Source organism: Alkalihalobacillus sp. TS-13 (assembly GCF_019720915.1).
Lineage (GTDB): Bacteria > Bacillota > Bacilli > Bacillales > Fictibacillaceae > Pseudalkalibacillus.
In genome coordinates this window covers 891,521-914,836 of the sequence record NZ_JAHKSI010000001.1, presented here as the reverse complement: position 1 = coordinate 914,836, position 23,316 = coordinate 891,521, and the positions used below count along the sequence as shown (strand labels likewise).

The 23,316-nt window shown below is 41.9% G+C and carries 20 protein-coding genes and 2 pseudogenes; 2 read left to right on the top strand and 20 right to left on the bottom strand.

Annotated features, from left to right (window positions below):
* Positions 1-17: 17 nt before the first annotated feature.
* Complete coding sequence (locus KOL94_RS04485) at positions 18-437, bottom strand: YlbF/YmcA family competence regulator (RefSeq protein ID WP_221564491.1); 420 nt, start codon at positions 435-437, stop codon at positions 18-20.
* Entirely contained in the window at positions 437-1,957 is a 1,521-nt protein-coding gene (miaB, locus tag KOL94_RS04480; RefSeq protein WP_260412195.1) for a tRNA (N6-isopentenyl adenosine(37)-C2)-methylthiotransferase MiaB, read from the bottom strand. Before miaB ends, KOL94_RS04485 begins: the two co-directional genes overlap by 1 nt.
* A 521-nt stretch (positions 1,958-2,478) precedes the next feature.
* On the opposite strand from miaB, the pseudogene KOL94_RS25135 reads away from it, so the two are divergent.
* A pseudogene (locus KOL94_RS25135) lies at positions 2,479-2,698 on the top strand (DUF3189 family protein); the annotation flags it as partial.
* Positions 2,687-2,899: a hypothetical protein gene (locus KOL94_RS25130; RefSeq protein ID WP_260412484.1), complete on the top strand. Its 213-nt coding sequence runs from the start codon at positions 2,687-2,689 to the stop codon at positions 2,897-2,899. The pseudogene KOL94_RS25135 and the gene KOL94_RS25130, both read left to right, overlap by 12 nt.
* Before the next feature lie 92 nt (positions 2,900-2,991).
* On the opposite strand, the gene KOL94_RS04470 is transcribed toward KOL94_RS25130, so the two are convergent.
* From KOL94_RS04470 to yfmF, 18 genes and pseudogenes are all read right to left on the bottom strand, one after another.
* Positions 2,992-4,170: a glycine C-acetyltransferase gene (locus KOL94_RS04470; RefSeq protein ID WP_221564487.1), complete on the bottom strand. Its 1,179-nt coding sequence runs from the start codon at positions 4,168-4,170 to the stop codon at positions 2,992-2,994.
* A 50-nt stretch (positions 4,171-4,220) separates the two neighbouring features.
* Positions 4,221-5,261 (bottom strand): L-threonine 3-dehydrogenase, encoded by a 1,041-nt coding sequence (tdh, locus tag KOL94_RS04465; RefSeq protein ID WP_221564485.1) that lies wholly within the window; start codon positions 5,259-5,261, stop codon positions 4,221-4,223.
* A gap of 326 nt (positions 5,262-5,587) precedes the next feature.
* Positions 5,588-6,454 carry a 2-oxoacid:ferredoxin oxidoreductase subunit beta gene (locus tag KOL94_RS04460; RefSeq protein ID WP_221564483.1) on the bottom strand — a complete coding sequence of 289 codons (867 nt, stop codon included), beginning with the start codon at positions 6,452-6,454 and terminating at the stop codon, positions 5,588-5,590.
* Positions 6,455-8,191, bottom strand: coding sequence for a 2-oxoacid:acceptor oxidoreductase subunit alpha (locus KOL94_RS04455; protein ID WP_221567580.1), 1,737 nt, complete (start codon positions 8,189-8,191; stop codon positions 6,455-6,457).
* A 200-nt stretch (positions 8,192-8,391) separates the two neighbouring features.
* On the bottom strand, positions 8,392-9,315 hold the full coding sequence (locus KOL94_RS04450; protein ID WP_221564481.1) for a dipeptidase: 924 nt from the start codon (positions 9,313-9,315) through the stop codon (positions 8,392-8,394).
* Positions 9,316-10,109: 794 nt separating this feature from the next.
* Positions 10,110-10,370, bottom strand: a complete 261-nt coding sequence (gene spoVS / locus KOL94_RS04445) for a stage V sporulation protein SpoVS (RefSeq protein WP_066446403.1) — start codon at positions 10,368-10,370, stop codon at positions 10,110-10,112.
* 91 nt (positions 10,371-10,461) lie between these two features.
* A complete protein-coding gene (locus tag KOL94_RS04440; protein WP_221564479.1) occupies positions 10,462-11,256 on the bottom strand; it encodes a TIGR00282 family metallophosphoesterase in 795 nt (264 codons plus the stop codon).
* A gap of 347 nt (positions 11,257-11,603) precedes the next feature.
* A complete protein-coding gene (gene rny, locus KOL94_RS04435; protein WP_221564477.1) occupies positions 11,604-13,172 on the bottom strand; it encodes a ribonuclease Y in 1,569 nt (522 codons plus the stop codon).
* A 507-nt stretch (positions 13,173-13,679) separates the two neighbouring features.
* Complete coding sequence (locus tag KOL94_RS04430) at positions 13,680-14,123, bottom strand: recombinase RecA family protein (RefSeq protein WP_483298059.1); 444 nt, start codon at positions 14,121-14,123, stop codon at positions 13,680-13,682.
* Positions 14,124-14,453: 330 nt separating this feature from the next.
* Positions 14,454-15,062: pseudogene (gene recA, locus KOL94_RS04425) on the bottom strand (recombinase RecA); the annotation flags it as partial.
* A gap of 74 nt (positions 15,063-15,136) precedes the next feature.
* On the bottom strand, positions 15,137-16,399 hold the full coding sequence (locus KOL94_RS04420; protein ID WP_221564475.1) for a competence/damage-inducible protein A: 1,263 nt from the start codon (positions 16,397-16,399) through the stop codon (positions 15,137-15,139).
* A 120-nt stretch (positions 16,400-16,519) separates the two neighbouring features.
* Entirely contained in the window at positions 16,520-17,098 is a 579-nt protein-coding gene (gene pgsA / locus KOL94_RS04415; protein WP_221564473.1) for a CDP-diacylglycerol--glycerol-3-phosphate 3-phosphatidyltransferase, read from the bottom strand.
* A gap of 416 nt (positions 17,099-17,514) precedes the next feature.
* Positions 17,515-18,435, bottom strand: coding sequence for a helix-turn-helix domain-containing protein (locus KOL94_RS04410; protein WP_221564471.1), 921 nt, complete (start codon positions 18,433-18,435; stop codon positions 17,515-17,517).
* A gap of 18 nt (positions 18,436-18,453) precedes the next feature.
* Complete coding sequence (locus tag KOL94_RS04405) at positions 18,454-19,236, bottom strand: DUF3388 domain-containing protein (protein ID WP_221564470.1); 783 nt, start codon at positions 19,234-19,236, stop codon at positions 18,454-18,456.
* 248 nt (positions 19,237-19,484) lie between these two features.
* The gene (locus KOL94_RS04400; protein WP_221564468.1) at positions 19,485-19,736 is read right to left on the bottom strand and encodes a DUF3243 domain-containing protein; all 252 of its coding nucleotides are present in this window, start codon (positions 19,734-19,736) and stop codon (positions 19,485-19,487) included.
* Between the two features lie 167 nt (positions 19,737-19,903).
* A complete protein-coding gene (ymfI, locus tag KOL94_RS04395) occupies positions 19,904-20,626 on the bottom strand; it encodes an elongation factor P 5-aminopentanone reductase (RefSeq protein ID WP_221564466.1) in 723 nt (240 codons plus the stop codon).
* 116 nt (positions 20,627-20,742) lie between these two features.
* Positions 20,743-22,032 (bottom strand): EF-P 5-aminopentanol modification-associated protein YfmH, encoded by a 1,290-nt coding sequence (gene yfmH / locus KOL94_RS04390; RefSeq protein ID WP_221564464.1) that lies wholly within the window; start codon positions 22,030-22,032, stop codon positions 20,743-20,745.
* A 2-nt stretch (positions 22,033-22,034) separates the two neighbouring features.
* The gene (gene yfmF / locus KOL94_RS04385) at positions 22,035-23,315 is read right to left on the bottom strand and encodes an EF-P 5-aminopentanol modification-associated protein YfmF (protein ID WP_221564462.1); all 1,281 of its coding nucleotides are present in this window, start codon (positions 23,313-23,315) and stop codon (positions 22,035-22,037) included.
* Between the last annotated feature and the right edge of the window lies 1 nt (position 23,316).

Sequence of the window (23,316 nt, the reverse complement as noted above, 5' to 3'; positions counted from 1 at the left end):
GCACCGCTTTCCTATGCTTAATATCGATTATGTTTAACTGCTGAACCTGTCATCCCTTTTAATTGATCACCATCAGTTTCACGGATGATCTCGTTCGTCACTGTATTCGAAATTGTCGAGGTGACCAACTGTAAAAGGTCATTTACATCTGTTTGTGATTGCTTGAACTCCATGACGATCGGAATCGCATCAACCTCAGCATGAAGACTTTCAAGCTTATCCTCCACTTTTTTCAATGCTTCATGTTTTTGATAATGCTGTAGATTGACCGCTTCTTGCTGATACATTTTTATTTTACCGATCAACTTCTGGACCTTATCGTTTTCGTTGATCTTTTCTTCTGCCTTTTTGAAGAAATCCACTTCTTCTGTAACTGAAATCATCTTTGCAAGCTCTTCTGCTTTTTCAATCACTTGTTTCCTGGTATATTGTGCCATTACGCTTTCACCCCTGCCGTTTCTACAAGCTCTCCATTGAGACTCCATGTTTTAGGATCTGTTACTTTCACATTGACGAGTTTACCGATCAATGATTTTGGTCCTTTGAAGTGTACCAGTTTATTCGTTCTCGTATAGCCTGCCAGTACATCCGGGTCCTTCTTACTTTCACCTTCAACAAGAACCTCTACCATTTTTCCTTGTAATCCTTTGTTCTTCTTCAAAAAGATTTCATTCATGACACTATTCAACCGCTGCAGACGTTCTTTTTTTACTTCCATTGGTACATTGTCTTTCATTTTTGCCGCTGGTGTACCATCACGTGGTGAATAGATGAATGTGAAAGCCATATCGTATTCGACTTCTTTTACAAGCGATAACGTCTCTTCAAATTGTTCATCTGTTTCATTCGGGAATCCAACGATGATATCCGTCGTAAAGACTGCATCCGGAATCTTGTCCTTGATCTTTTTGACGAGTTCCATGTAGTGCTCCCGGGAATATTTCCGCGCCATCAACTTCAACACTTCAGAACTACCGTGTTGGACCGGCAAGTGGATATGCTCAACCAGATTTCCGCCTTTTGCAAGGACATCAATTAAATGATCGTCGAAATCACGTGGGTGGCTGGTTGTGAATCTTACACGAGGGATATCGATTTTCCGGATCTCATCCATCAAATCTCCGAGGCCATAATCCATATCATCGAAATCTTTTCCATATGCATTGACATTCTGCCCAAGCAATGTGATTTCCTGATACCCGTTTCTTGCGAGATGGCGTACTTCCTCGATGATGTCTTCTGGACGACGGCTTCTTTCCTTTCCACGCGTATAAGGGACGATACAGTACGTGCAGAACTTGTCACAGCCATACATGATATTAACCCAGCCTTTTATATTCCCTTTACGAACTCTCGGCAGGTTTTCAACGATGTCCCCTTCTTTCGACCAAACCTCAATGACCATTTCTTTACTGAAAACAGCGTTTTTGATCAATTGTGGTAATCTGTGGATGTTGTGTGTTCCGAAAATCAAATCGATATGCTGATGCTTTTGCAAAATTTTATTGACGACAGATTCTTCTTGGGACATACATCCGCATACACCTAGTATGAGTCCAGGTTTTTCAAGCTTCAGCGGCTTCAGATGGCCGATTTCGCCAAACACTTTATTTTCTGCATTTTCACGGATTGCACATGTGTTGAGCAGGATGACATCTGCTTCTTTCGTATCCATTGTTGATTCAAATCCCATATCCGTGAGAATTCCTGCCATCACTTCGGTATCATGTTCGTTCATCTGACATCCGTAAGTACGGATCATGAATTTTTTCCCTTTACCTATATCCTTGAAATCATCATCAATTATAAAATCTTTATGAACCTGTACTTTTTCTTTTCCCCGGCGTTTCGCATCCTTCAGCGAAGGGGGTTGATAGGTCGTTTGAAAATACTTCGAGTAATCTTTCTCTTCTGTCTTTTGTTCCGGTGTTTCGATTACGGAGGTATCTTTTTTCAACAGTCTCACTCCTTACCGCAAAATCAATGTGTATGTGAAATAATGAATGTTAAGGTTAATATATATAACTAGTTTATTATAACAAATAGTGGAACACTTGACCATAAAAGTTAGAGATGAGATTGAGTCAAGTACTTGTGAGAGCACTTAAAAAGAATAAGGTTGATTTCTTCGAAATTCACTCCCTTTCCGCGGGCGATCCGCAAGCCTCCTCATTCGTCCCTCACTGCGGGGTCTCGCCTGGCTCGCTGTTCCCGCAGGAGTGTCGTAAATTTCTTATGAAATCAACATCTTAAGATCATTTCAGCCTATCCTAAAGATCTTTTAATCCATTTGTAAGCGTTTAACTTCCGACCTTTTTCCTGACGGCAGAGCTCTATCGACCCTTACCATCAGGAAAAGCACCTGTTTCTCCCACAAACATTTTACTCATACTAGAAATGACTACAGAGCCTTTCTAGAACGAATCAACTTCTCTCTCATGCCCAGAATAAATATATGCTGGATTTTGAGGTGAAAAAATGATCTACATATACAATGATTACGGGGGGACTCATCCCACTGCTTTAGCTGCTGCCTATCATTTAGATCAACTGCCTCCGGGAAATTTAACGAAAGAACAAATACTAAATGTAAAATACTTTAATAAGCGGAAGGATCATATTCCATGGTAAGGACAAAGACGGCGATTCAGTTTATACACTTGGAAGAGGGAATGACAAAAATATCGTGGAAAGTTTGATCCTGCAAGACCAAACACGAAAAATGGCCCGGAATTCCAGAACAGGTGTATCGGTACTGGAAAACAACATGATCCAAACGACCTCTTATACCGTATACCACATAGAGCGGGTAGGATTGATTCAAAAAGTCATAAAGAGGCTGTTCCATAAGGTATCTGACACTTATCTTTTGGAACAGCCTCTTTTATTTTTATTTTAGGTTATTTTATAAGTTTGTTGCTAATGGAATGTTGTAACGGAAAGTACTGAATATTTCCAAACTCAAAGACAACATTCCATGCGAAAACAGCCTTATTTAATGATATTCAATTCTTTACCAGCCTTTTCAAAAGCGTCAAGCGCTTCCTGCAGATCATCTTTAGAATGCTGCGCAGTCACGATGGTACGTACACGGGCGGCTCCTTTTGCAACGGTAGGGAATCCAATACCTTGAGCAAATACACCATATTCGAACAGTTTATCGGATAGCTTGTGGGCTAGTGCAGCCTCTCCTACCACAACAGGGGTGATTGGCGTTTCACTCTTACCAGTATCAAATCCGAGCTTTTGCAAGCCGTCCTTGAAGAATTTCGCATTGTCCCATAGCTTATCAATAAGCTCAGGTTCTTCTAGAAGTACATCGATCGCTGCTGAACATGCTGCTGTTACTGCAGGTGGATGAGATGTACTGAACAAGAATGGGCGTCCTTTATGAATCAGATAATCCCTCAATGCTTGTGTACTCGCTACGTAACCACCAAGGACACCAATCGCTTTACTTAACGTTCCAACTTGAATATGTACACGTCCGTTCAAGTCGAAATGATCGATCGATCCACGTCCATTACGCCCAAGAACACCACTAGAGTGGGCGTCATCAACCATTAGGATCGCATCATACTTTTCACAAAGCTCTACAATTTCAGGAAGCGGTGCAATATTTCCGTCCATCGAAAACACACCGTCTGTCACGACAAGACGGACACGGTATTCAGAGGATTCTTTCAATGCACGTTCAAGATCTTCTACATCAACGTGTTTGTAGATCTTTCTATCTGCCTTCGTCAAACGAATTCCATCGATGATTGATGCGTGATTCAATTCATCGGATATGACAACGTCTTCTTTCGTAAGAATTGAAGAAAGAACACCCTGGTTTGTAGTAAACCCTGATTGGAATACAAGAGAAGCTTCTGTATGTTTGAATTCTGCAAGCTTCTTCTCATATTCCTCATGCATTGCCAAAGTGCCCGCAATCGTCCGTACAGATCCAGTACCTACACCATACTTTTCAACTGCATCCAATGCAGCTTGCTTCATACGAGGGTGGTCGGTCAGACCTAAGTAGTTGTTTGAGGAAAGCTGGATGACTTCCTTTCCTTTGATCACCACCCTTGAACCCTGTTCGGATTCAAGTGGGATCAATTCACGAAATACACCTTCTGATTTCATTTCATCAAGTTCTTTTTGGAGATACTCAAAACCTTTCACTGGTAATTCCTCCTGTCATTAGTTGATTGCAGAATCATTTTTTCAATTTCTTATGGTTTCAATACCACTTTTCCACATTTGCCCTCAAGCATCAAGTCGAAACCTTTTTCAAAGTCTTCTAGTGAAAATTCATGTGTAATCATCTTTTCGACATCCACTTGACCTGAACCTAATAGACCTGCAACCTGGCGCCATGTTTCAAACATCTTCCGTCCTGTGATACCTTGGACAGTGATCCCTTTGAAAACGATATCATTCGTTATGTCGACTTCGACAGGCTTTACAGGAAGACTTAAGATCGACATGCGGCCACCATTCGTAAGCATCTTGAAGCCTTGATCGATCGCTCTAGGATGTCCAGACATTTCACACACGACCTCTACGCCGTTTCTATCTGTCAGGCTCATAGCTACTTCGACAGGTTTTTGTTCTTTTGAATTGACGGTAGTTGTTGCTCCCATTTCTTTTGCGAGATCTAAGCGGTATTCATTCAGATCATATGCAATCACCTGTGATGCTCCAGCTGCTTTTGCTACTCCCACCGCCATAAGTCCAATTGGACCGCAACCGATTACCGCGACTGTTCTGCCTGCCACATCACCAGCAAGAACTGTGTGGACAGCATTTCCCATTGGCTCTTGGACAGAACCGACCGCCATCGGAAGTTCAGGATCATTCACCCAAAGGTTTTTGGCTGGAAGTGCTACGTATTCCGCAAAACAGCCATCGATATCGACACCGATGATTTTCGTATTACGGCAAATATGCGCATTACCCGTTAGGCATTGCGGGCATTCTCCACAGACGATATGGGTCTCAGCAGAAACGGAGTCGCCGATTTTCACATTTGTTACATCTTCACCAATTTCAACAACTTCCCCAGCGAATTCGTGCCCGAATACATACGGCGGATTCACTCTGCTTGCTGACCATTCGTCCCATGCATAAATATGTACATCTGTTCCACATATAGAAGTTGCCTTTACTTTAATCAATACTTCATCTTTTTTAATTTGAGGGATATCGACCATCTCTAGCTTAGCGCCTTTACCGCGATGGTGTTTTACAATCGCCTTCATTTTTCCTTCCAAGATGAACACTCCTTTAAACTTAACAAATAATTTCCCTTTGAAATTGTATCATGACAATAAAAAGTAGTAAAGGTGTGTCCACCTGAGAGAGACATACTGTTTTTATAGATGGAAGTTACACTCTTATTCATTTTGCAATTCTGATTCGGAAACTATACCTGATTTAGTTATATATTTTAAACTTTTCAAGGTTATGTTATGTCTAGCCATCTACACTCGCTTTTCCCGCAAGGAGTCGCCAAATTTGATTAAAAAAAGTTTCAAAAAAACTTAAGCGGAATTTTAAAAAACCCCACCCTATTCGGATGAGGTTTTGCCTTTAATTGTTACATAAACTCGGAAATCAATTCCTCGAATTGCTTATCATCAATGCTCAAGTCTGCTTTTGATAATGCAGTCTCACTGTAACCATGTGCGAGTTGTTGATAGGATTTCTTATTCTTATCCTGGTAGATCAAACCTTTGACAAGACCATTGTTCTCCATCAGCGTTTGCATCGCAATCATCCGGTTTGAAGAATCATAATTCTCGACATCAGTCAAGCTGACGAGATTTTCTTTGAACCAATCGTACGTATTCACTTTATTGTAAGTAACACAAGGACTGAATACGTTGATGAGCGAGAATCCTTTATGCTGCATTCCTTGTTCGATTAATGAAGTTAATTCCTTCAAATCACTTGAGAAGCTCTGAGCAACAAAAGTTGCGCCCGCAGTCAAAGCAGTTTCCATGATTGAAATGGATGATTCAACAGATCCTTCAGGTGTACTCTTCGTCTTGAAGCCAAATTCAGAACGAGGAGACGTTTGCCCTTTTGTCAATCCATAGATCTGGTTATCCATAACAATGTATGTCACATCGATATTACGGCGGATGGCATGGATTGTATGACCCATACCAATTGCAAAGCCATCCCCGTCACCACCAGATGCGATGACAGTCAAATCCCGATTCGCCATTTTCACGCCTTGCGCGATCGGTAATGAACGACCATGAATCCCATGGAATCCATAAGAATTGATGTAACCTGAAATACGTCCGGAACATCCAATCCCAGAAACGACTGCAAGATCATCCGGCTCTAAGCCGATATTAGCTGATGCACGCTGGATTGCAGCTTGTACCGAGAAATCTCCACAACCTGGGCACCAGTTTGGTTTTACTTGGTTACGAAAATCTTTGAATGTTGCCATCTATACCAGCTCCTTGCATTTCGTGTAGATTTCTGAAGGTAGGAATGGGTTCCCGTTGTATTTCAAGACGTTGTTGATTTTATCTAGGTTCCCCAGATTCATCTTCATGATATTTGCAAGTTGACCGGTCGAGTTATTTTCAACGACGATAACTTTCTTTGCAGAGTCGACCATTTCCTGCATTTCTTTTGTCGGGAACGGGTGAATCAGACGTACATGCGCATGATTGACTTTGATTCCATCTTCCTCCAGGCGAGGCATCATCTCCTCAATTGCTCCACGTGTAGAGTTGAAACCGACCACGAGGAGATCCGCTTCCTCATGTTTCGCATTTTTGTAAATCGGATTCTGGAACTTCAGATTCTCAAGTTTCCGATTACGCTTATCCATTTGAGCCTGACGGTTTTCCGCTACTTCAGATGGTTTACCTGTTTGATCATGTTCCACACCAGTTACATGATGAATTCCATTCTTCATGCCAGGGGTTACACGAGGTGATACACCATCTTCAGTGACTTCAAAACGTTTGAAGTATTCTTTCGCTTCAAGCTCTGGCAATTCCTCAGTCTGAAGCTTGCCACGGCGAATTTCTGTCTTACTGTAGTCTAGCGGTTGAACCGTTTGCTTACCAAGTGAAAGCTGCAAATCGGACAACACGATTACAGGACATTGATATTCTTCTGCGATGTTTAATGCTTCTACAGCATCATAGAACGCTTCTTCAGCAGTACTCGGTGCAATGACGACCTTTGGAATCTCACCATGAGTACCGTAGATCATCGCCATCAAATCAGATTGTTCCTGCTTTGTCGGCAGCCCTGTAGAAGGACCTCCCCGTTGTGTATCTACGATTACAAGTGGAGTTTCTGTGATACCAGAAAGACCGATTGATTCCATCATAAGCGAAAGTCCAGGTCCTGCTGAGGCAGTGATCGTACGCACTCCTGCATAGTTAGCTCCGATCGCCATCGTCGCTGCTGCGATTTCATCTTCCGTTTGGATGACCGTTCCACCATATTTAGGAAGATGTTTAATCATATATTCCATGATTTCTGATGCTGGTGTAATCGGGTATGCCGACATGAAACGTACGCCACCAACCAAGAAACCTAAGGAAATCGCATCATTACCGATCATGAACATACGCTTTTTACCGTCAGCTTTTTCAAGCTGAAGACGTTCTATAGGTCCGCCTGCTTGCTCGTTGAAATAATCTGCACCCTGACGCAGCGCTTCCATGTTCTTCTCTACTACTTTTTCACCTTTACGTCCGTAGACCTCTTGGACGATTTCACGGTATTCTTCTGTAGACTGTCCAAGAATCGCACTTGTCGCACCAATGGCAACCATGTTTTTCATCAAAGAAGTACCTAATTCATTTGCTATCTCAGTAAATGGAACCGCATACAACTTCGCTTTGCAATCTTCAGGTGCAGTCGGGTTGAATTTTGCGTCTGCAATGATCAATCCTTCTGTATGCAACTCATGATAGTTTACGTCGATCGTTTCCTGATCGAATGCCACCAAGATATCCAAATCATCCGATACCGCACCGATCTCTTTCGTGGAGACACGAATCTTGTTGTTCGTGTGACCTCCTTTGATACGTGACGAAAAGTGACGGTATGTATACAGATAATAACCTAATCGGTTTTGTGCAAGTGAAAAGACCTCACCAGTACTATCGATTCCTTCACCTTGCTGTCCGCCAACTTTCCATGAAAGTTGATCTACCATTTGAAACTCCACCCCTTTTATTGTTCCAATCAATATTTCAATCGTATAGATGTATTTTTTCAACCAAATCATCCGAGTTAAAAACCTCTAAAATTTGGGAAGAAAAATGAATTATAACGTCTACAATAATAGACCTAACACTATAAAAATGCAAGTATTCTACCGAAAATTCTTCCATTCATTGGACAATTGGAAATTTACTAAAAATTTATCCGTTTATAGAAATTATCAAAGCAGAAACCTCTGACATGCGCTTCAGAGAAATGCTTTTGCAATTCGTTGATCAGCATCTCATAACCGAAATAGGAATCCAAGCCAATGACTGTTTCAGAGATTCCGTCGAAGTCGGACCCAAAACCGATGTTATGCACACCGCCTAATGAAGCGACATGATCGATATGCTTGAGGATTTCAGCGATCCGGACCGGTGAGCGGGTTTTCAGAAAATATGGGACGAACGTTATCCCCATCACCGCATCTTTTTCGATCAAAGCGTTGATTTGCCGATCATTCAGATTCCTCGGATGGTTACATAGCTTCTGGACGTTCGAATGTGAAGCAATGACGTAATCTGTCAACTCCATCACATCCCAAAATCCAGCTTCGGCCAGATGGGAGACATCTGTCCATACTTTTTCTTCATCAAGAAGAGAAACAGCTTCTTTCCCTAGGTTTGAGAGTCCCGCTTGTCTTATTTCACGAACGCCATCTGCAAGATCATTGGCGAAATTCCAGGTAAGTCCTACTGAACGAACACCAAGATGAAGCAACGTCCGCAACCTCGAAAGATCATTCGCAATCGGTCCACAGCCCTCTAGTGTGAGCATCACCCCGATATCACCTTCACGAAGTAAAGAGATGTCTTCTTTCGTTTGGATAAGCTTCATATCCGGATATGGCTTTACGATTTTTTCGTAAAAGATGTCAATCATTTCAATTGCAGCCTGAAATCTCGCATCTCCGACAACGTCCTCGGGCACGTAAACAGCGAAACATTGTATCTTCGCTCCCGCTTCTTTTAAACCAGGATAAGAGACTTGGAGATGTTCAGAATCAGAAAATGTCAACTGAGGATCTCGCCATAGCTTCAATAACGCATCACAATGGGCGTCGAATATTTTCATTATGTACCTCCTTAGTAAATGTTGACTTATCCATTGAAACTAGAAAAAACTTGGTCCCATCTGACGAGCAGGTGCCAAGCGAGTTCCATTATTCCATTTTGGACAAGGATCCTACTATACATACAATGATATATGCAAAGCTGCTAGATTGAAAACCTTTCTTTCCCTAAACATCATTAAGTTTCACGGGCAGACGAAAAGCGGAAGCGACCTGCATAGTCACGCAGGGTACTGGAAGACTGACAAACAGGCTGTAACAAACAAAGACTTGGTTCTGTGGCCTGCGAATTGCCGGTCACTTTTTTCATTGTAGAACCGATTTTTGTTTTTGTAGATAATTCCCATTTTTTGTAGATGAATTTTCATTTTTGTAGTTAAAATCCAATTTTTGTATGTATTATGTGATTTTTGTAGCGACCCCTATTTTTGTAGATGTTGTATGTAAATATGACCTATGACTGCTTTGGATATCCAAAAAAAATTAAGGACCATTTTAGAACATAATGTGGTCAAAAATCATTTAGAAATGAGTTTTTTCCTAAGGTTCTTTTAGTAAAAATTGTTGTTTTTCAAAACGCCATTGTATTGGCGTAGAAATATACTCCCTTTCCGCGGGAGTGTCTTAAATTTTGCTCGATCGATTCCTAAGCAACATATGCAAAAGGGGCCGTCCTAAAAGAAAAAGTGTCAGACACCTCCAACACAACATTTTGGATCAAAACCACGATTTTTCTCAAAATGTTGTTAAGTTCGGAGAGACTCAGACACATTTTGGCCAGCCCCCTCACACTTCATCATCTTGGTTCAACGATCAACTTGATTGCGGTTCTTTCTTCTCCTTCAATCAAGATATCTGTAAATGCAGGGATACAAATGAGGTCAACTCCACTGGGTGCTACAAATCCTCGAGCGATAGCTACTGCTTTCACAGCCTGATTCAAGGCGCCAGCACCGATTGCCTGTATTTCGGCTGCCCCTCTTTCACGGAGGACTCCGGCTAATGCGCCAGCTACAGAATTTGGATTGGACTTTGCTGAAACTTTTAATATTTCCATGATTTGTACCTCCTTATTGATATCCTACCACTTCTACTATATTCACGATGTGAGCTTGTATTCCTTTAAAAGTTCAAAAGCTCTACCAAGACTATTCTGTGAAAGGATGATCATCGTTGATTTGGATCCTTTTAATCGATTTGGCTCTCCCAGTGTCCCGTTCAAGATCGATTAAGACTCCACTTAACTGTTCCCGCCCATTTTCGACTTCAAACCTAACTGGTAGATTTGTTAAGAATTTTTTAAGAACAGCTTCTTTACTCATCCCGAGGATTCCATCATAAGGTCCAGTCATTCCGACATCTGAAATGTAAGCTGTACCTCCTGGCAGGACACGGTTATCGGAGGTCTGTACGTGTGTATGCGTCCCTACCACCGCCGATACTTTTCCATCCAAATACCAGGCAAGTGCTTGTTTTTCACTTGTCGCTTCAGCATGGAAGTCGACAAATATGTATGGAGTACGTGTTTTCACCTCATTGATGATTTCATCTGCTTTACGGAAGGGGCAATCAAGGGGAGGCATGAAAGTACGGCCTTGAAGATTGACTACAGCTACTTCGATGTCGTTGATTTTCACAAAGGTATAACCTTGTCCAGGTGTTCCGTCTGGAAAGTTAGCTGGACGGACCATTTGCGGAACATCATCAATGAAGTTGAAGATCTCTTTATTGTCCCAGGTGTGGTTTCCCATTGTGATTGCTTGAGCACCCCATTGCTTCAAGTTTTTTGTGATCTTTTCTGTTATACCATGACCATGAGCAGCATTTTCACCGTTAATGATGGTTAATGTAGGTTGATACTTGGTTTTCAATTTTGGAAGATATGTTTCAACCATTGCTCGGCCAGGTGAACCGACAATGTCACCAATAAATAATATTCTCATTGATTATTACCCTTTCTATTTTAAATCTCTTTTCAGCTTCTTCTCATTACTATGCCACGTTAGGAAGGCGGTGTCCAATCCATGTATAAAAGCAATTTGGTAACTTGTGATATGATGGTGGGCTCTGTCTTAAGTCTGGAAGATGGTTTTCAAGTCCTAACTCATTTCCACTTATTATTTGATTAGGAAATATACTCGCTTTCCACGGGAAGCCTTCTCACAGTGGGGGCTGGCCGGGTTCTTTTTTCCCACAGGTGTCTTGTATATTCCCACCACTTACAGCCTTTCAGCCTCGATATCAAATAACACATATTTTCAGAAAAAAATAAAGCGACGTTTCCGCCGCTTTATTTCGCATATTCAACTGCTCTTGTTTCCCGAATGACTGTAACTTTGATATGTCCAGGATAATCAAGTTCATCTTCAATTTTCTTAGTGATGTCTCGAGCCAATCGGTGGGATGCAATATCATCCACCATGTCAGGGCGTACCATGATCCGGATTTCACGTCCAGCTTGGATTGCAAATGATTTCTCGACACCATCGAAGGATTCAGAAATCTCTTCAAGCTTTTCAAGTCGCTTGATGTATGTTTCAAGCGTCTCTCTACGAGCTCCAGGTCTTGCGGCAGATAATGCATCTGCAGCGGCGACCAGAACCGCGATGATTGACGTAGGTTCAGTATCTCCATGATGGGAGGCAATACTGTTGATGACAATCGGGTGTTCCTTGTATTTCTGAGCAAGTTCTACACCGATTTCAACATGACTTCCTTCCACCTCATGGTCGATTGCTTTTCCGATATCATGGAGCAATCCAGCCCGGCGAGCTACGTTTACATCTTCTCCAAGCTCAGCAGCCATCAATCCAGTCAAGTGAGCGACTTCCATTGAGTGCTTGAGGACGTTTTGACCGTAACTTGTACGATACTTCAAGCGTCCCAAAACCTTGATCAGGTCAGGGTGCAAACCGTGTACACCAATCTCAAAGGTAGTCTGTTCACCGATTTCCCGGATATACTCGTCAACTTCTCTTCTGGACTTATCCACCATTTCTTCAATTCGTGCAGGATGGATCCGGCCATCGGAAACAAGTTTATCAAGTGCAATTCTTGCAATCTCTCTCCTGATTGGATCAAATCCGGAAAGAATGACCGCTTCAGGTGTATCATCGATTATCAGATCGATTCCCGTCAATGTTTCAAGAGTACGTATATTACGTCCTTCACGACCGATGATTCTACCTTTCATCTCATCGTTCGGCAGATTGACAACGGAAACAGTTGTTTCCGCGACGTGGTCGGCAGCACAACGCTGGATGGCAAGAGATAAGATCTCCTTCGCCTTCTTATCTGCTTCTTCTTTCGCGCGGATTTCACGTTCTTTAATCATAGCTGCAAGCTCATGATCGATTTCCGATTGGGCTTGTTCCATGATCATCTGCTTCGCTTCATCGCGTGAAACTCCAGATAGTCGTTCGAGTTCCAGTTGCTGTTGCTGCAACACCTGCTCCACTTTGCTTTCCATCTCTTCAATTTGTTGTTGTTTTTTGGTGAGAGTATCCTCCCTTTTTTCTAATGATTCCTCTTTCTTATCTAAGGTTTCACTTTTGCGGTCAAGGACCTCTTCTTTTTGTACCAATCGATGTTCTTGTTTTTGAAGTTCTGATCTGCGTTCGCGAATTTCACTTTCAGCTTCTACCCGTTGCTTATGCATCTCATCTTTCGCTTCGAGCAAAGCTTCTTTTTTGCTAGCTTCAGCTTCTCGTTTTCCATCTTCGATAATCTGTTTCGCCGCATGCTCGGCACTAGAAATTTTCGCTTCAGCAATTGATTTACGAACAAGATATCCAACAACTGCAAACACGATTGCAGAGACAAGCAAAATGGAGATGAGGACGATTATGTCAATATACATACCATTCACCTCCTCTTGCTATCTAATTGTTGGGTGTAAATTTGAATAGTTTTCCATTAAGCTAGCTATTCACATACAGCGGTTTCATTGTTTAACAATTGTAAAAGTAATCAAACAATATACACTAATTGTATAGTTGTCTATTTTTAATGTCAAGAGCTGTCAATAGAGAGTTTAGTTGGCAATGTAAAGCGATTGGAATGCGCTCTGATTTCTACGAAATTCACTATCTTTCCGCGGGCACAAGAAAAGCGGAAGCGACCCGTTTAGTCACGAAGGTCATTGAAAAACTGACGAGGAGGCTGCCGCCGATGCAGAAAGTTTGAAGTGATCCAAGGACTGGTCACTGAGATGGACATCACGTCGGTGCATGATCCCTATATTCGCAAGCCCCCTCGCTCGTTCCTCGCTTGCGGGATAAAAATCCTAAAATAAAAAGATGACCCGGAGCTTTCCTCCCGTCGCTGTTACAGGTCGGAGGATTTCGAGTCATCTTTCGTCAAATCATTATACTAATGAATCTTGTTCTTCTGTGTCTGAATCTTCTTTTTCTTTTGCTGCCGCTGTTTCTGTGTTCAATTGGTAGTATGCGCGGACTTGCTGATAGATTTCGTTTTGGATCGCTTCATTTTCCTTCAAGAACTGCTTTGCATTCTCACGTCCTTGACCGAGACGATCACCATTGAATGAGTACCAAGCACCGCTCTTTTGGACAACATCAATATCAGATCCGATATCAAGGATTTCTCCTTGTCTTGAGATTCCTTCTCCATACATGATATCCACTTCGGCTGTTTTGAACGGAGGTGCGACTTTGTTCTTGACGACCTTGATCCGTGTCTTGTTTCCGACCATGTCGTTACCTTGCTTCAACGTTTCTGCTCTTCGTACTTCCAGACGTACAGAAGAGTAGAATTTGAGGGCGCGTCCCCCAGGAGTTGTTTCTGGCATGATCTATAGATTTTCCATTTCTATAGTGTGGACTATCTCTTCATCTCAGTACTTTTAACTGAGAGCCTTGCACTTCCAGCAGGAGCCTATCTTCTGCCGTACCCTACTAAGTTGACTCTTCAGAGAGTCCTTTTCGGTAGTCTCTACACCTTCCTGCAATTGGCTTGGCACGGTATTACCCATCTTGTGGAGGGCTTCACCGTTAGCAGCATTCAAAATGCCACACCCTTAGGCAATAAGGTTCACAAGGTTTTTTAAACATGCTATCACTAGCATGGGAAACCCATAGTAAACTCCTTAATCCATCACAGATTAAGCAACTAATCGTTGATTTCCAAACATGACGCCGACCTTCTCACGGATCTGGTTGATGAAGATGGCTGTTGTTTTTGATTTGCTGATCGCACCTGACAATTTACGAAGGGCTTGTGACATCAAACGAGCTTGAAGTCCTACGTGCGAGTCACCCATTTCCCCTTCGATCTCTGCTTTTGGTACCAGTGCAGCTACAGAGTCGATGATCAGGATATCGACCGCTCCGCTTCGTACGAGTGCTTCTGCGATCTCTAACGCCTGCTCCCCGGTGTCTGGTTGTGAAAGCAACAATTCATTGATATCCACACCGAGCTTTTCAGCGTAAACCGGGTCAAGAGCATGTTCAGCATCGATGAACGCTGCCTGTCCGCCGTTCCGTTGTGCTTCCGCAATGGCATGCAGAGCTACGGTTGTTTTACCGGATGACTCTGGTCCATAAACTTCGATGATCCTGCCGCGTGGATAACCACCCACGCCAAGTGCGATATCTACTGCGAGTGATCCGCTTGAAGTTGTAGAAACCCGATTTTCCGTTTGTTCTCCCAACTTCATTACAGATCCTTTACCGAATTGCTTCTCTATTTGTCTTAATGCCATATCTAATGCAGCTTTACGATCACTCATGCAATCACTCCTTAAAATTAACTAACTTCATCATACCTTTTTTCATCTCGTTTGCCAATACTTTTTACGAACATTTATTCGCCTTTTTGCGAAATAGACTGTCCAATAAGTTCCTTCAATAAATAAAACAATCCATAATTGACTGTCCGGGTCCTGACCGCATTCCGATCACCAGCTAAACGAAGGGGAAATACGTTGGTCCCTTGCGGAGATGCTATTCCGATATAAACGGTTCCAGGAGGTTTGCCCTCCATCTCATTCGGACCAGCTACTCCAGTAAAACTGATGCCATAATCACTGTTGAATAACTCACGAACATTTTCAGCCATCAATTTCGCACATGATTCACTTACTGCACCTTCGTTATCCAGCACTTCTTCGGGAATCTTCAGTTGATTCTTTTTGATCTCATTCTGATAGCAAATGATCCCGCCCTGCAAAACTTGTCCCGCTCCAGGCTGTTTCGTTAATTCATGTCCGAATAATCCACCCGTTAGACTCTCCGCACAAGAAACAGTAAGTTCTTTGTCTTGTAACGTATCGAAGGTTTCGTAGGAAAGAGTGGTGTCATCATACCCATAAAAATAGCTGTCGACCCGATCTAAAATCTCCCTCTCAAGTTGATCGATCATCGCTTTACCCTGCTCTTCGGTCTCACATTTGGCTGTCAGTCTCAAGGTCACCTCAAAATTACCGGCAAGCGGTGCGATTGTAGGATTCGTCTGGCTTTCAATAAGGTCCATCACCTTCGTTTCGAGTGCCGACTCACCAATTCCATAGAACCGCAGTACACGTGAAAGGATGCGTTCCACATCCTCACCCCTCACATTTTGAATGTACGGGATCGCAAAATCGGTGAACATCGGTTTCAGTTCCTTCGGTGGGCCTGGTAAGAGTATGTAAGTCTTGTTTTCTTTTCGCAAGGCGATGCCAGGAGCCATACCGTTATTATTCGGCAATACTGCCGCTCCTTCGAACACAAGAGCTTGTCTGCGATTGTTTTCAGACATCGGTTGTTGGATTTTTTCATAATACTCTTCAATGAAATCCATCGCTTCCTTATTTTCAATTAACGGAAGTCCAAGATGCTCTGCAATCGTTTCTTTCGTGAGGTCATCCTTTGTGGGTCCTAAGCCACCGGTAAAAACCAACAGGTCAGAACGTTCTTCAGCGGTTTTAATCGTAGAAATCAACCGTTGTTTGTTATCCCCGACAACAGAATGGTGGAAAACATCGATGCCAAGATCAGCTAGCTGTTTAGAAATGAATTGGCCGTTGGTATTGGCGATTTGACCCAATAAAAGCTCGGAACCGATTGCAATGATTTCTGCATTCATAGATTCTGCACCTCTTTTTGAAATTGTAGCGGTTCCATAAAATACATCTCTGGTAGAACCATTGTTTAAATGAATAAGGCTGACTTCACCTTATTTGTTGAGTCAGCCTTTTCTTTGTCGTTATTTCGACTTTAGCATAATGTGCTTGTTTTTCATAAAATAATCCCATCCTGAGTAGACCGTGATGATTGTTGCTGCCCATAGTGCTATGTCAGTAAATGGAAATCCAACGATCGTGAACGGAACATTATGAAGTAATAATGCTGTAATTGCAATGATTTGGATCCATGTCTTCAATTTCCCCATCTGACTCGCTGCAATGACATCCCCATCACCTGCTGCAATCAACCGTAGTCCTGTGACCGCAAATTCACGGCTAAGAATCAAAATTACCATCCAAGCTGGTGCAAGATGCAGTTCAACAAGTCCGATCAATGCCGCTGTGATCAGTAGCTTATCTGCAAGAGGGTCAAGAAATTTCCCCAGGTTCGTGACCAGGTTCAATTTCCTTGCATAATAACCGTCAATCCAATCTGTACATGATGCAATAATGAAGATAAGTGCAGCGATAAAATGATGTGTCGGTATCTCCCCGTTCATGACTTCAAGGGTACCCCAGTCGAATGGAACGAGAAGGAAGACCATGAAAATAGGAATCAACATTACTCTTGATACTGTTATTTTATTTGGTAAGTTCATAACTGCCTCCTGTCGGTTATCGCTCAAGCATGTATATTTTACCACAAACGGCAGAAATGCAAACAATGAATCCTAATGAATGGTCAAATTGAAAAGAATCGATTATTTTTGAAATAGCATTTTCGTGTCTGCGATGAAAATTCTTTGAAGCTTATCTTATGCTTGCCTCGACGTTCACTACAAGGCCACGGACTTAAATCCCTCCTTGTAGTTTTGCGCCAAGTAACCGTAAGCGCAAATTAAAGTCCAAGATCCTTTTAATAAGTGTGGGGTCTTGCTTAGCTTGCTATCCCCGCAGGAGTGTCGCGAATTTCATTCAAACTCTAAATGAATCAACATTAAGCTTTAACAGAGCCAAAGTATAAAAAGGACCGACTCAACATGTCAGTGTTTGCTTGTTGGGTCAATCCTTTTTGTTATTGTTCTTCTGTTCCATTTTGGTACTGGATGATGATTTTCTGATGAGGTCTCTTGGATGGTTCAACTGCATAGGTGACTGATTCACCATTGACAGTGACCTCTACATGCTGAGTCGCACCGATGTTAAAAGTAACTTGAGTGTGGTCCGTCAACTCGTACGAAACCGTACCATCCTCTTTTTTGAATATTTTTCCGCCAGGTTGAATGTTTTTACCTGATTCGTCTTTCACATCAATATACGTTTCCCCATTTATTTTCAGATCAACGTTGAACTCATCTGTTCCCGATAAGGAATAGGTTTTGATACTTCCTTCTGAAGATAGTTCCTCTAGCGTCTGTTCTGGGGTTACTTCTTCAGATTGGGTTTCAGTTTCATTTGTTCCATCATCTTCTGAGTCGTCACTGCTTTCTTCATTGCCGTCCTTACCTTCGGTTGTTTCTGAGGATTCTTCCGGTGGTTTCTCACCTTCAGTACTTTCATAATTGTCGACATTATCTTTATTCGGTTCAGAACTGCTGTTGCCACTGTTATTCTGTACTACCCAGTAAAATGCGATTAAAAGTGCGGTTAATAAAACTGCTGTCAATAATAATGGGAGGACCTTAGCCAATTTATTATCTTTCGGCACATTTGTTTTAGGTTTCGAGGACCTGGGCGAGAATTCAGTCGGTCCTTCTTTTGAAGCGGGGACTTCACTTGCATGTTCTTCAAAAAGCATATCGGGATCAAGGCCGACTGCTTCAGCGTAGTTTTTAATGAATGCTCGGGCGTAAAATGCTCCCGGGAGTACGGAGTATTGCCCCTCTTCGATCGCTTGTAAATACCTCTTCTGAATCTTCGTCTTGTCTTGTAACTCTTCGTATGATAACTGTTTTTCCAACCGCGCTTCTTTCAAGCGCTGACCAAGTTCTGTCATACTTGCTACCACCTGCCACTATTCAAAATCAAAACCAAAGGATGTAGGGTTTGAATCATCAACGACATCATAAGTAATTTCTTCCTCAGGGTTACTTCGGAGTTCAATAATATAATCAAAATCATCAAGCGTGTACTCTGAATCCCTTACAAAAATATCAGGGTGTTCAACGATTTTGGTTGCTGGTAGTCTCATGACTTCACGGATCAGCTGCCAGTGTTTTTCTGATGACCGCTTTAAAGAAACGATCCCATCAACTAAAAACACATGGTCATTGCTGTATTCATCGTCTGCCAATTGGCTGCGTATCGTTTGTTTCAGAAGAGTTGAAGAAACGAAAATCCATCGCTTGTTTGCACATACACTCGCTGCTACGATCGATTCAGTTTTCCCGACCCGAGGCATCCCGCGGATACCGATGAGTTTGTGCCCATCGACTTTGAACAATTCAGCCATAAAATCAACAAGCAAGCCAAGTTCATCCCTGACAAACCGGAATGTCTTTTTATCATCAGCATCTCTTTGTATGTAACGTCCATGTCTGACCGCTAAAATATCTCGGAGCTTCGGTTTCCTCATTTTCGTGATCGTAATGTTGTCCATCGTCTCAAGGATAGTCTTCAGACGTTCGACTTGTTCAGAATTATGAACCAACAACAACATTCCGCGCCTCATATTGTCAACGCCGTTGATTGTAATAATATTTATCCCTAACATACCGAGCAAAGAAGAAATATCACCTAGAAGCCCGGGACGGTTTTTATGTATTTCATATTCTAAATACCATTCCTGTTGTTCCATTAGTCATCTCCTTCGCTGTTCACCAATATCCGACATCCTTTTCTCTAATGATAAATGATTTTCCACATTAAGAAAAGTAAAATTAAAGAAAACTTGGCAAGTCTTAAACAAAGTGATAAGAATTGCCTTAGTTGCACTTATGCCATGAGGTGTAAAGAAAACTTGGCAAGTCTTGAACAAAGTGATAAGAATTGCCTTGACCACACGAAAAAAGGCTGATCCTTTAAATGGAATCAGCCCGTTTTCAACTATCGTCTTTCTTGTACAAGCTTGACCATCATGCTTGCGATTGAATGACGCTCTTCTTCATTGGCAACATGCCAAAGGTCTGCAAGTACTTTTTCTTCTGCATTCTTCGGCTCAACCTGATCAGCAAGGTATCCTCCGATTTCAGTCGCGATTTCAGTAATCGCTCCATCCTTCATACCTTTTCCTTCTGCTTGGTTCAAGCGTTGACCGAGGAAACCTTTCCAATCTTCCCAGTTATCAAGAACAGACATGTCTAGTCCCTCCTAGAAAAATAAAATCGTTCAAGCATTATCATGTCTCAAAAACTGGAAAGTATGCATCGTTTTTCAACAAGGCTTTTAACAAAGCCTTTAGTAAAGATTATTGTTTTTCACAATTCCAAAATGCGATTTGAAGGTCCGTTTTCTGGAAACAGTAATCAACAATACCAAGCACCGTTGACAGGTAGGATATGACCTGTCACATAGGATGATTTTTTAGATACCAAATATCCAACCGCATCCGAGACTTCTTCAGGAAGCCCGAAACGCCCAATCGGTATTTCATCTGAGATCGCTTCCAGCTCTTCATCAGAAAGATGTTCATTCATTTTCGTTGCAATGATTCCTGGAGCGACTGCATTGACTCGAATCCCACTCGGCGCCAATTCTTTTGATAATGCTTTTACCATCGTATTCATACCGCCCTTCACCATTGAATAGAGAACCTCACAGGATGCACCTGTCTGTCCCCAAATCGAAGTAATCATGACGATCGATCCTTTTTTCCTTTCGATCATTGAAGGCAGAAGTTGTTGTATAAGCTGGAATGGACTTTTTAATTGAAGCTGCACCATCCCATCAAGTTCCTTTTGAGACACATCCGTTATCAGTCCAGTATGTGAGCTCCCGCAATTATAAACAAGTACGTCTACCGGAGTTTTAATTTGTTCGGTTAAAATCCCTGGTCCGTCAGAAACTGCTAAGTTCGCATTGATCAATTTACATTCGATCGATACCGCAAATTCCATCTGTAGTTTTTCAACAGCCTCTTTATTCTGATAATAGTGCAGATACAAGTTATATCCTTGAGATGCCAATTCTCGGGCGATTGCTTGTCCGATTTCCCCGCTTGCGCCAGTGACTAAGGCATAGGTTTTCATAGTGTCCCTCCCATCTGAAATTTCTGTACGTTAACCCGATCAATCCCACTTTTAATTGCAACGACATAAGCAGAGACTGACTTTTTCAGTCAGCCTCACGTTTCCCGCTTTTATTCTCAACTGCTTTTTGGTCTGACCTGACAGCTTGTAAAAGCTTTTTCCTTAAAGTGATCATTCATTATCTTTTGGAGATCCTCAGGTGTGATCTTCGCATACATTTCAACGACATTGAACAGATTCATATCTCCGAATTGGAAACGGGTGAATTGATTGGCGATATATTCAGGCGAATTCATCGATCGAAGGAAACTCCCTATTTTCTTTTTCTTCAAACGTTCAATTGAGTCAGGATCAATCCCTTTTGATTTGGTCGCCTCGATCATTTCAAAAATTCGTTCCGTCAATCGATCCGGGTCACTTGTTTCTCCGCCTATGAGTGAGAAACCAAAATCGGATTCTTCTGTATAATCGAACGAAAATGATTGATCGATCAAGCCTTCATCGTACAATTCCTCATAATTATCTGAGCTTTGACCGAACAAATAATCGAGCAGAAGATTCATGCTTAGTTCGTATTTAAGGCGTTCCTCACCTATCCGATTTGGGGTCGCCTCTTTGATGCCAACCATACACTTAGGTGTTTGTACAGTCATTTTAATGACCGATTTCTTTTTTGCAACTTCAGGTGGTTCTTCTTCAAAAAAACGCTCGATTTTTTCAGGTGCTGCAAAATCTTTTCCGTTTTGATTCTCTTTTACGAGATCCATGATTTCTTTAACATCGACATTACCGACAACAAACAAGAGCATGTTACTTGGATGGTAAAATGTCTCATAGCAGGTGTACAATGAATCTTTTGTGATCTTCGCTATGGAAGGAACGGTTCCTGCAATATCGATTTTTACCGGATGATGATGGAACATGTTTTCGATCACCCCGAAGTATACACGCCAATCGGGATTATCATCATACATCTCAATTTCCTGTCCGATAATCCCCTTTTCTTTCTCTACGGTCTTTTCAGTGAAATAAGGCGCTTGCACGAAATCGATCAATGTCTTCAGATTTTCCTTAACATTCGAGGTACTGGAAAAAAGATAAGCCGTTCTTGTAAAGGATGTGAAAGCATTGGCTGACGCCCCTTGTTTACTGAAATCCTGGAAAACATCACCATGTTCTTTTTCAAACAATTTATGTTCTAGAAAATGAGCGATGCCATCAGGAACTTTGATAGGCTCGCCTGAACCGATCGGTGTGAAATGATTATCAACAGATCCATATTTGGTCGTAAAGGTTGCATATGTCTTATTAAATCCTTTTTTCGGTAATACATATACCTGGAGTCCATTATCTAATGTTTCGGAATAAAGGGTTTCTTGCAGTTGATCGAAAAACGTTTCATTCATGGTTATTGACCCTCCCCTTTAAGGAAATAGATCGTATCAAGCGTGACAGTTTCGGCAACTTTCTGGACATCGTCCATCGTTACAGCCTGAATCCCATCTATCCACTCATCGATGGAACGCTCAATACCGGCTACTCTTGAATGATATAACAGGTCCACCCAACTGTTCGGGTTATCAACAGACTCGAGCAGTTGATTCCGCAGCATCTCCTTGGTCTGGGAGAATTCAGCGTCTGTAATATCACCATTCTTCATCTTTTCCATCTGTTTCTTAATGATCGAAACCGCTTTTTCATAATTTTTGAATTCGATTCCTGACATGACGAAAAGGGCACCTACATGACTTTCGATCCTCGAAACTGCATAGTACGCAAGACTCGCCTTTTCTCGGACATTGATAAACAATTTCGAATGTGAAAATCCACCGAATATTCCATTGAAGACCTGAATGGCATAATACTCTGGATCGGAAAAGGTAATTGACGTCCGATAACCGATATGGAGCTTTCCTTGTTTGATGTCCTGTTCATCAAAAACAACATTCTCCTGTGTCCTGTTTTCGATTTCAGAGGAAGGTGAATCATCCGCATTGACCCGTTCACTCAGTTCGATTCTCGAGAGAACTTTACGTTCTACTTCCTCTCCATCGATATCTCCGACGATATAGATATCGATTTCATCTTTATTCATTACGTCCTTATAGTAGTTGAAAAGTTCTTCTGCAGTGATGGCATCGACCTCTTCTTCTTTTCCATAGGCATGTTGTGCATACGGGCGGCCTTTGAACATTTCTTCAACAAGGCGTTTATTCGCAAAACGCATTTTATCATCATAGATCGATTGGATTTTCTGTTTCAAGACCCGTTTTTCTTTTCTCACATTATTCTCATCGAATTTCGTGCCATCGTTCAATGGCTGCAACATCACTTCAGATAAGAACTCAAGGGACTGATCGAGGAGCTGTGTATTGTCTAACAGAAACTTTTCATTTGAAACATCCATACGGATCGTGATGATCTGGTAATCCCCTTTTTTAGCGACAGAAGTTACGAATCCGGCACCATACATATCTTCCAATAGACGATGGATATGTAATGATGATGGAAAAGATTTCGTGCCAGCTTTTAAGACTTGCGCTAACAATGCCCGTTTTGTAACATGCTCTTCTTCAATCTTACGTTTTATCTGGATGGATATCGTCGTTGTCTTATATTTTTCTGTTTCAATCAGATGCAGTGTGTACCCATCCGTAGGTACCACTCGAGGTTCTGTTGTACTTGTCATA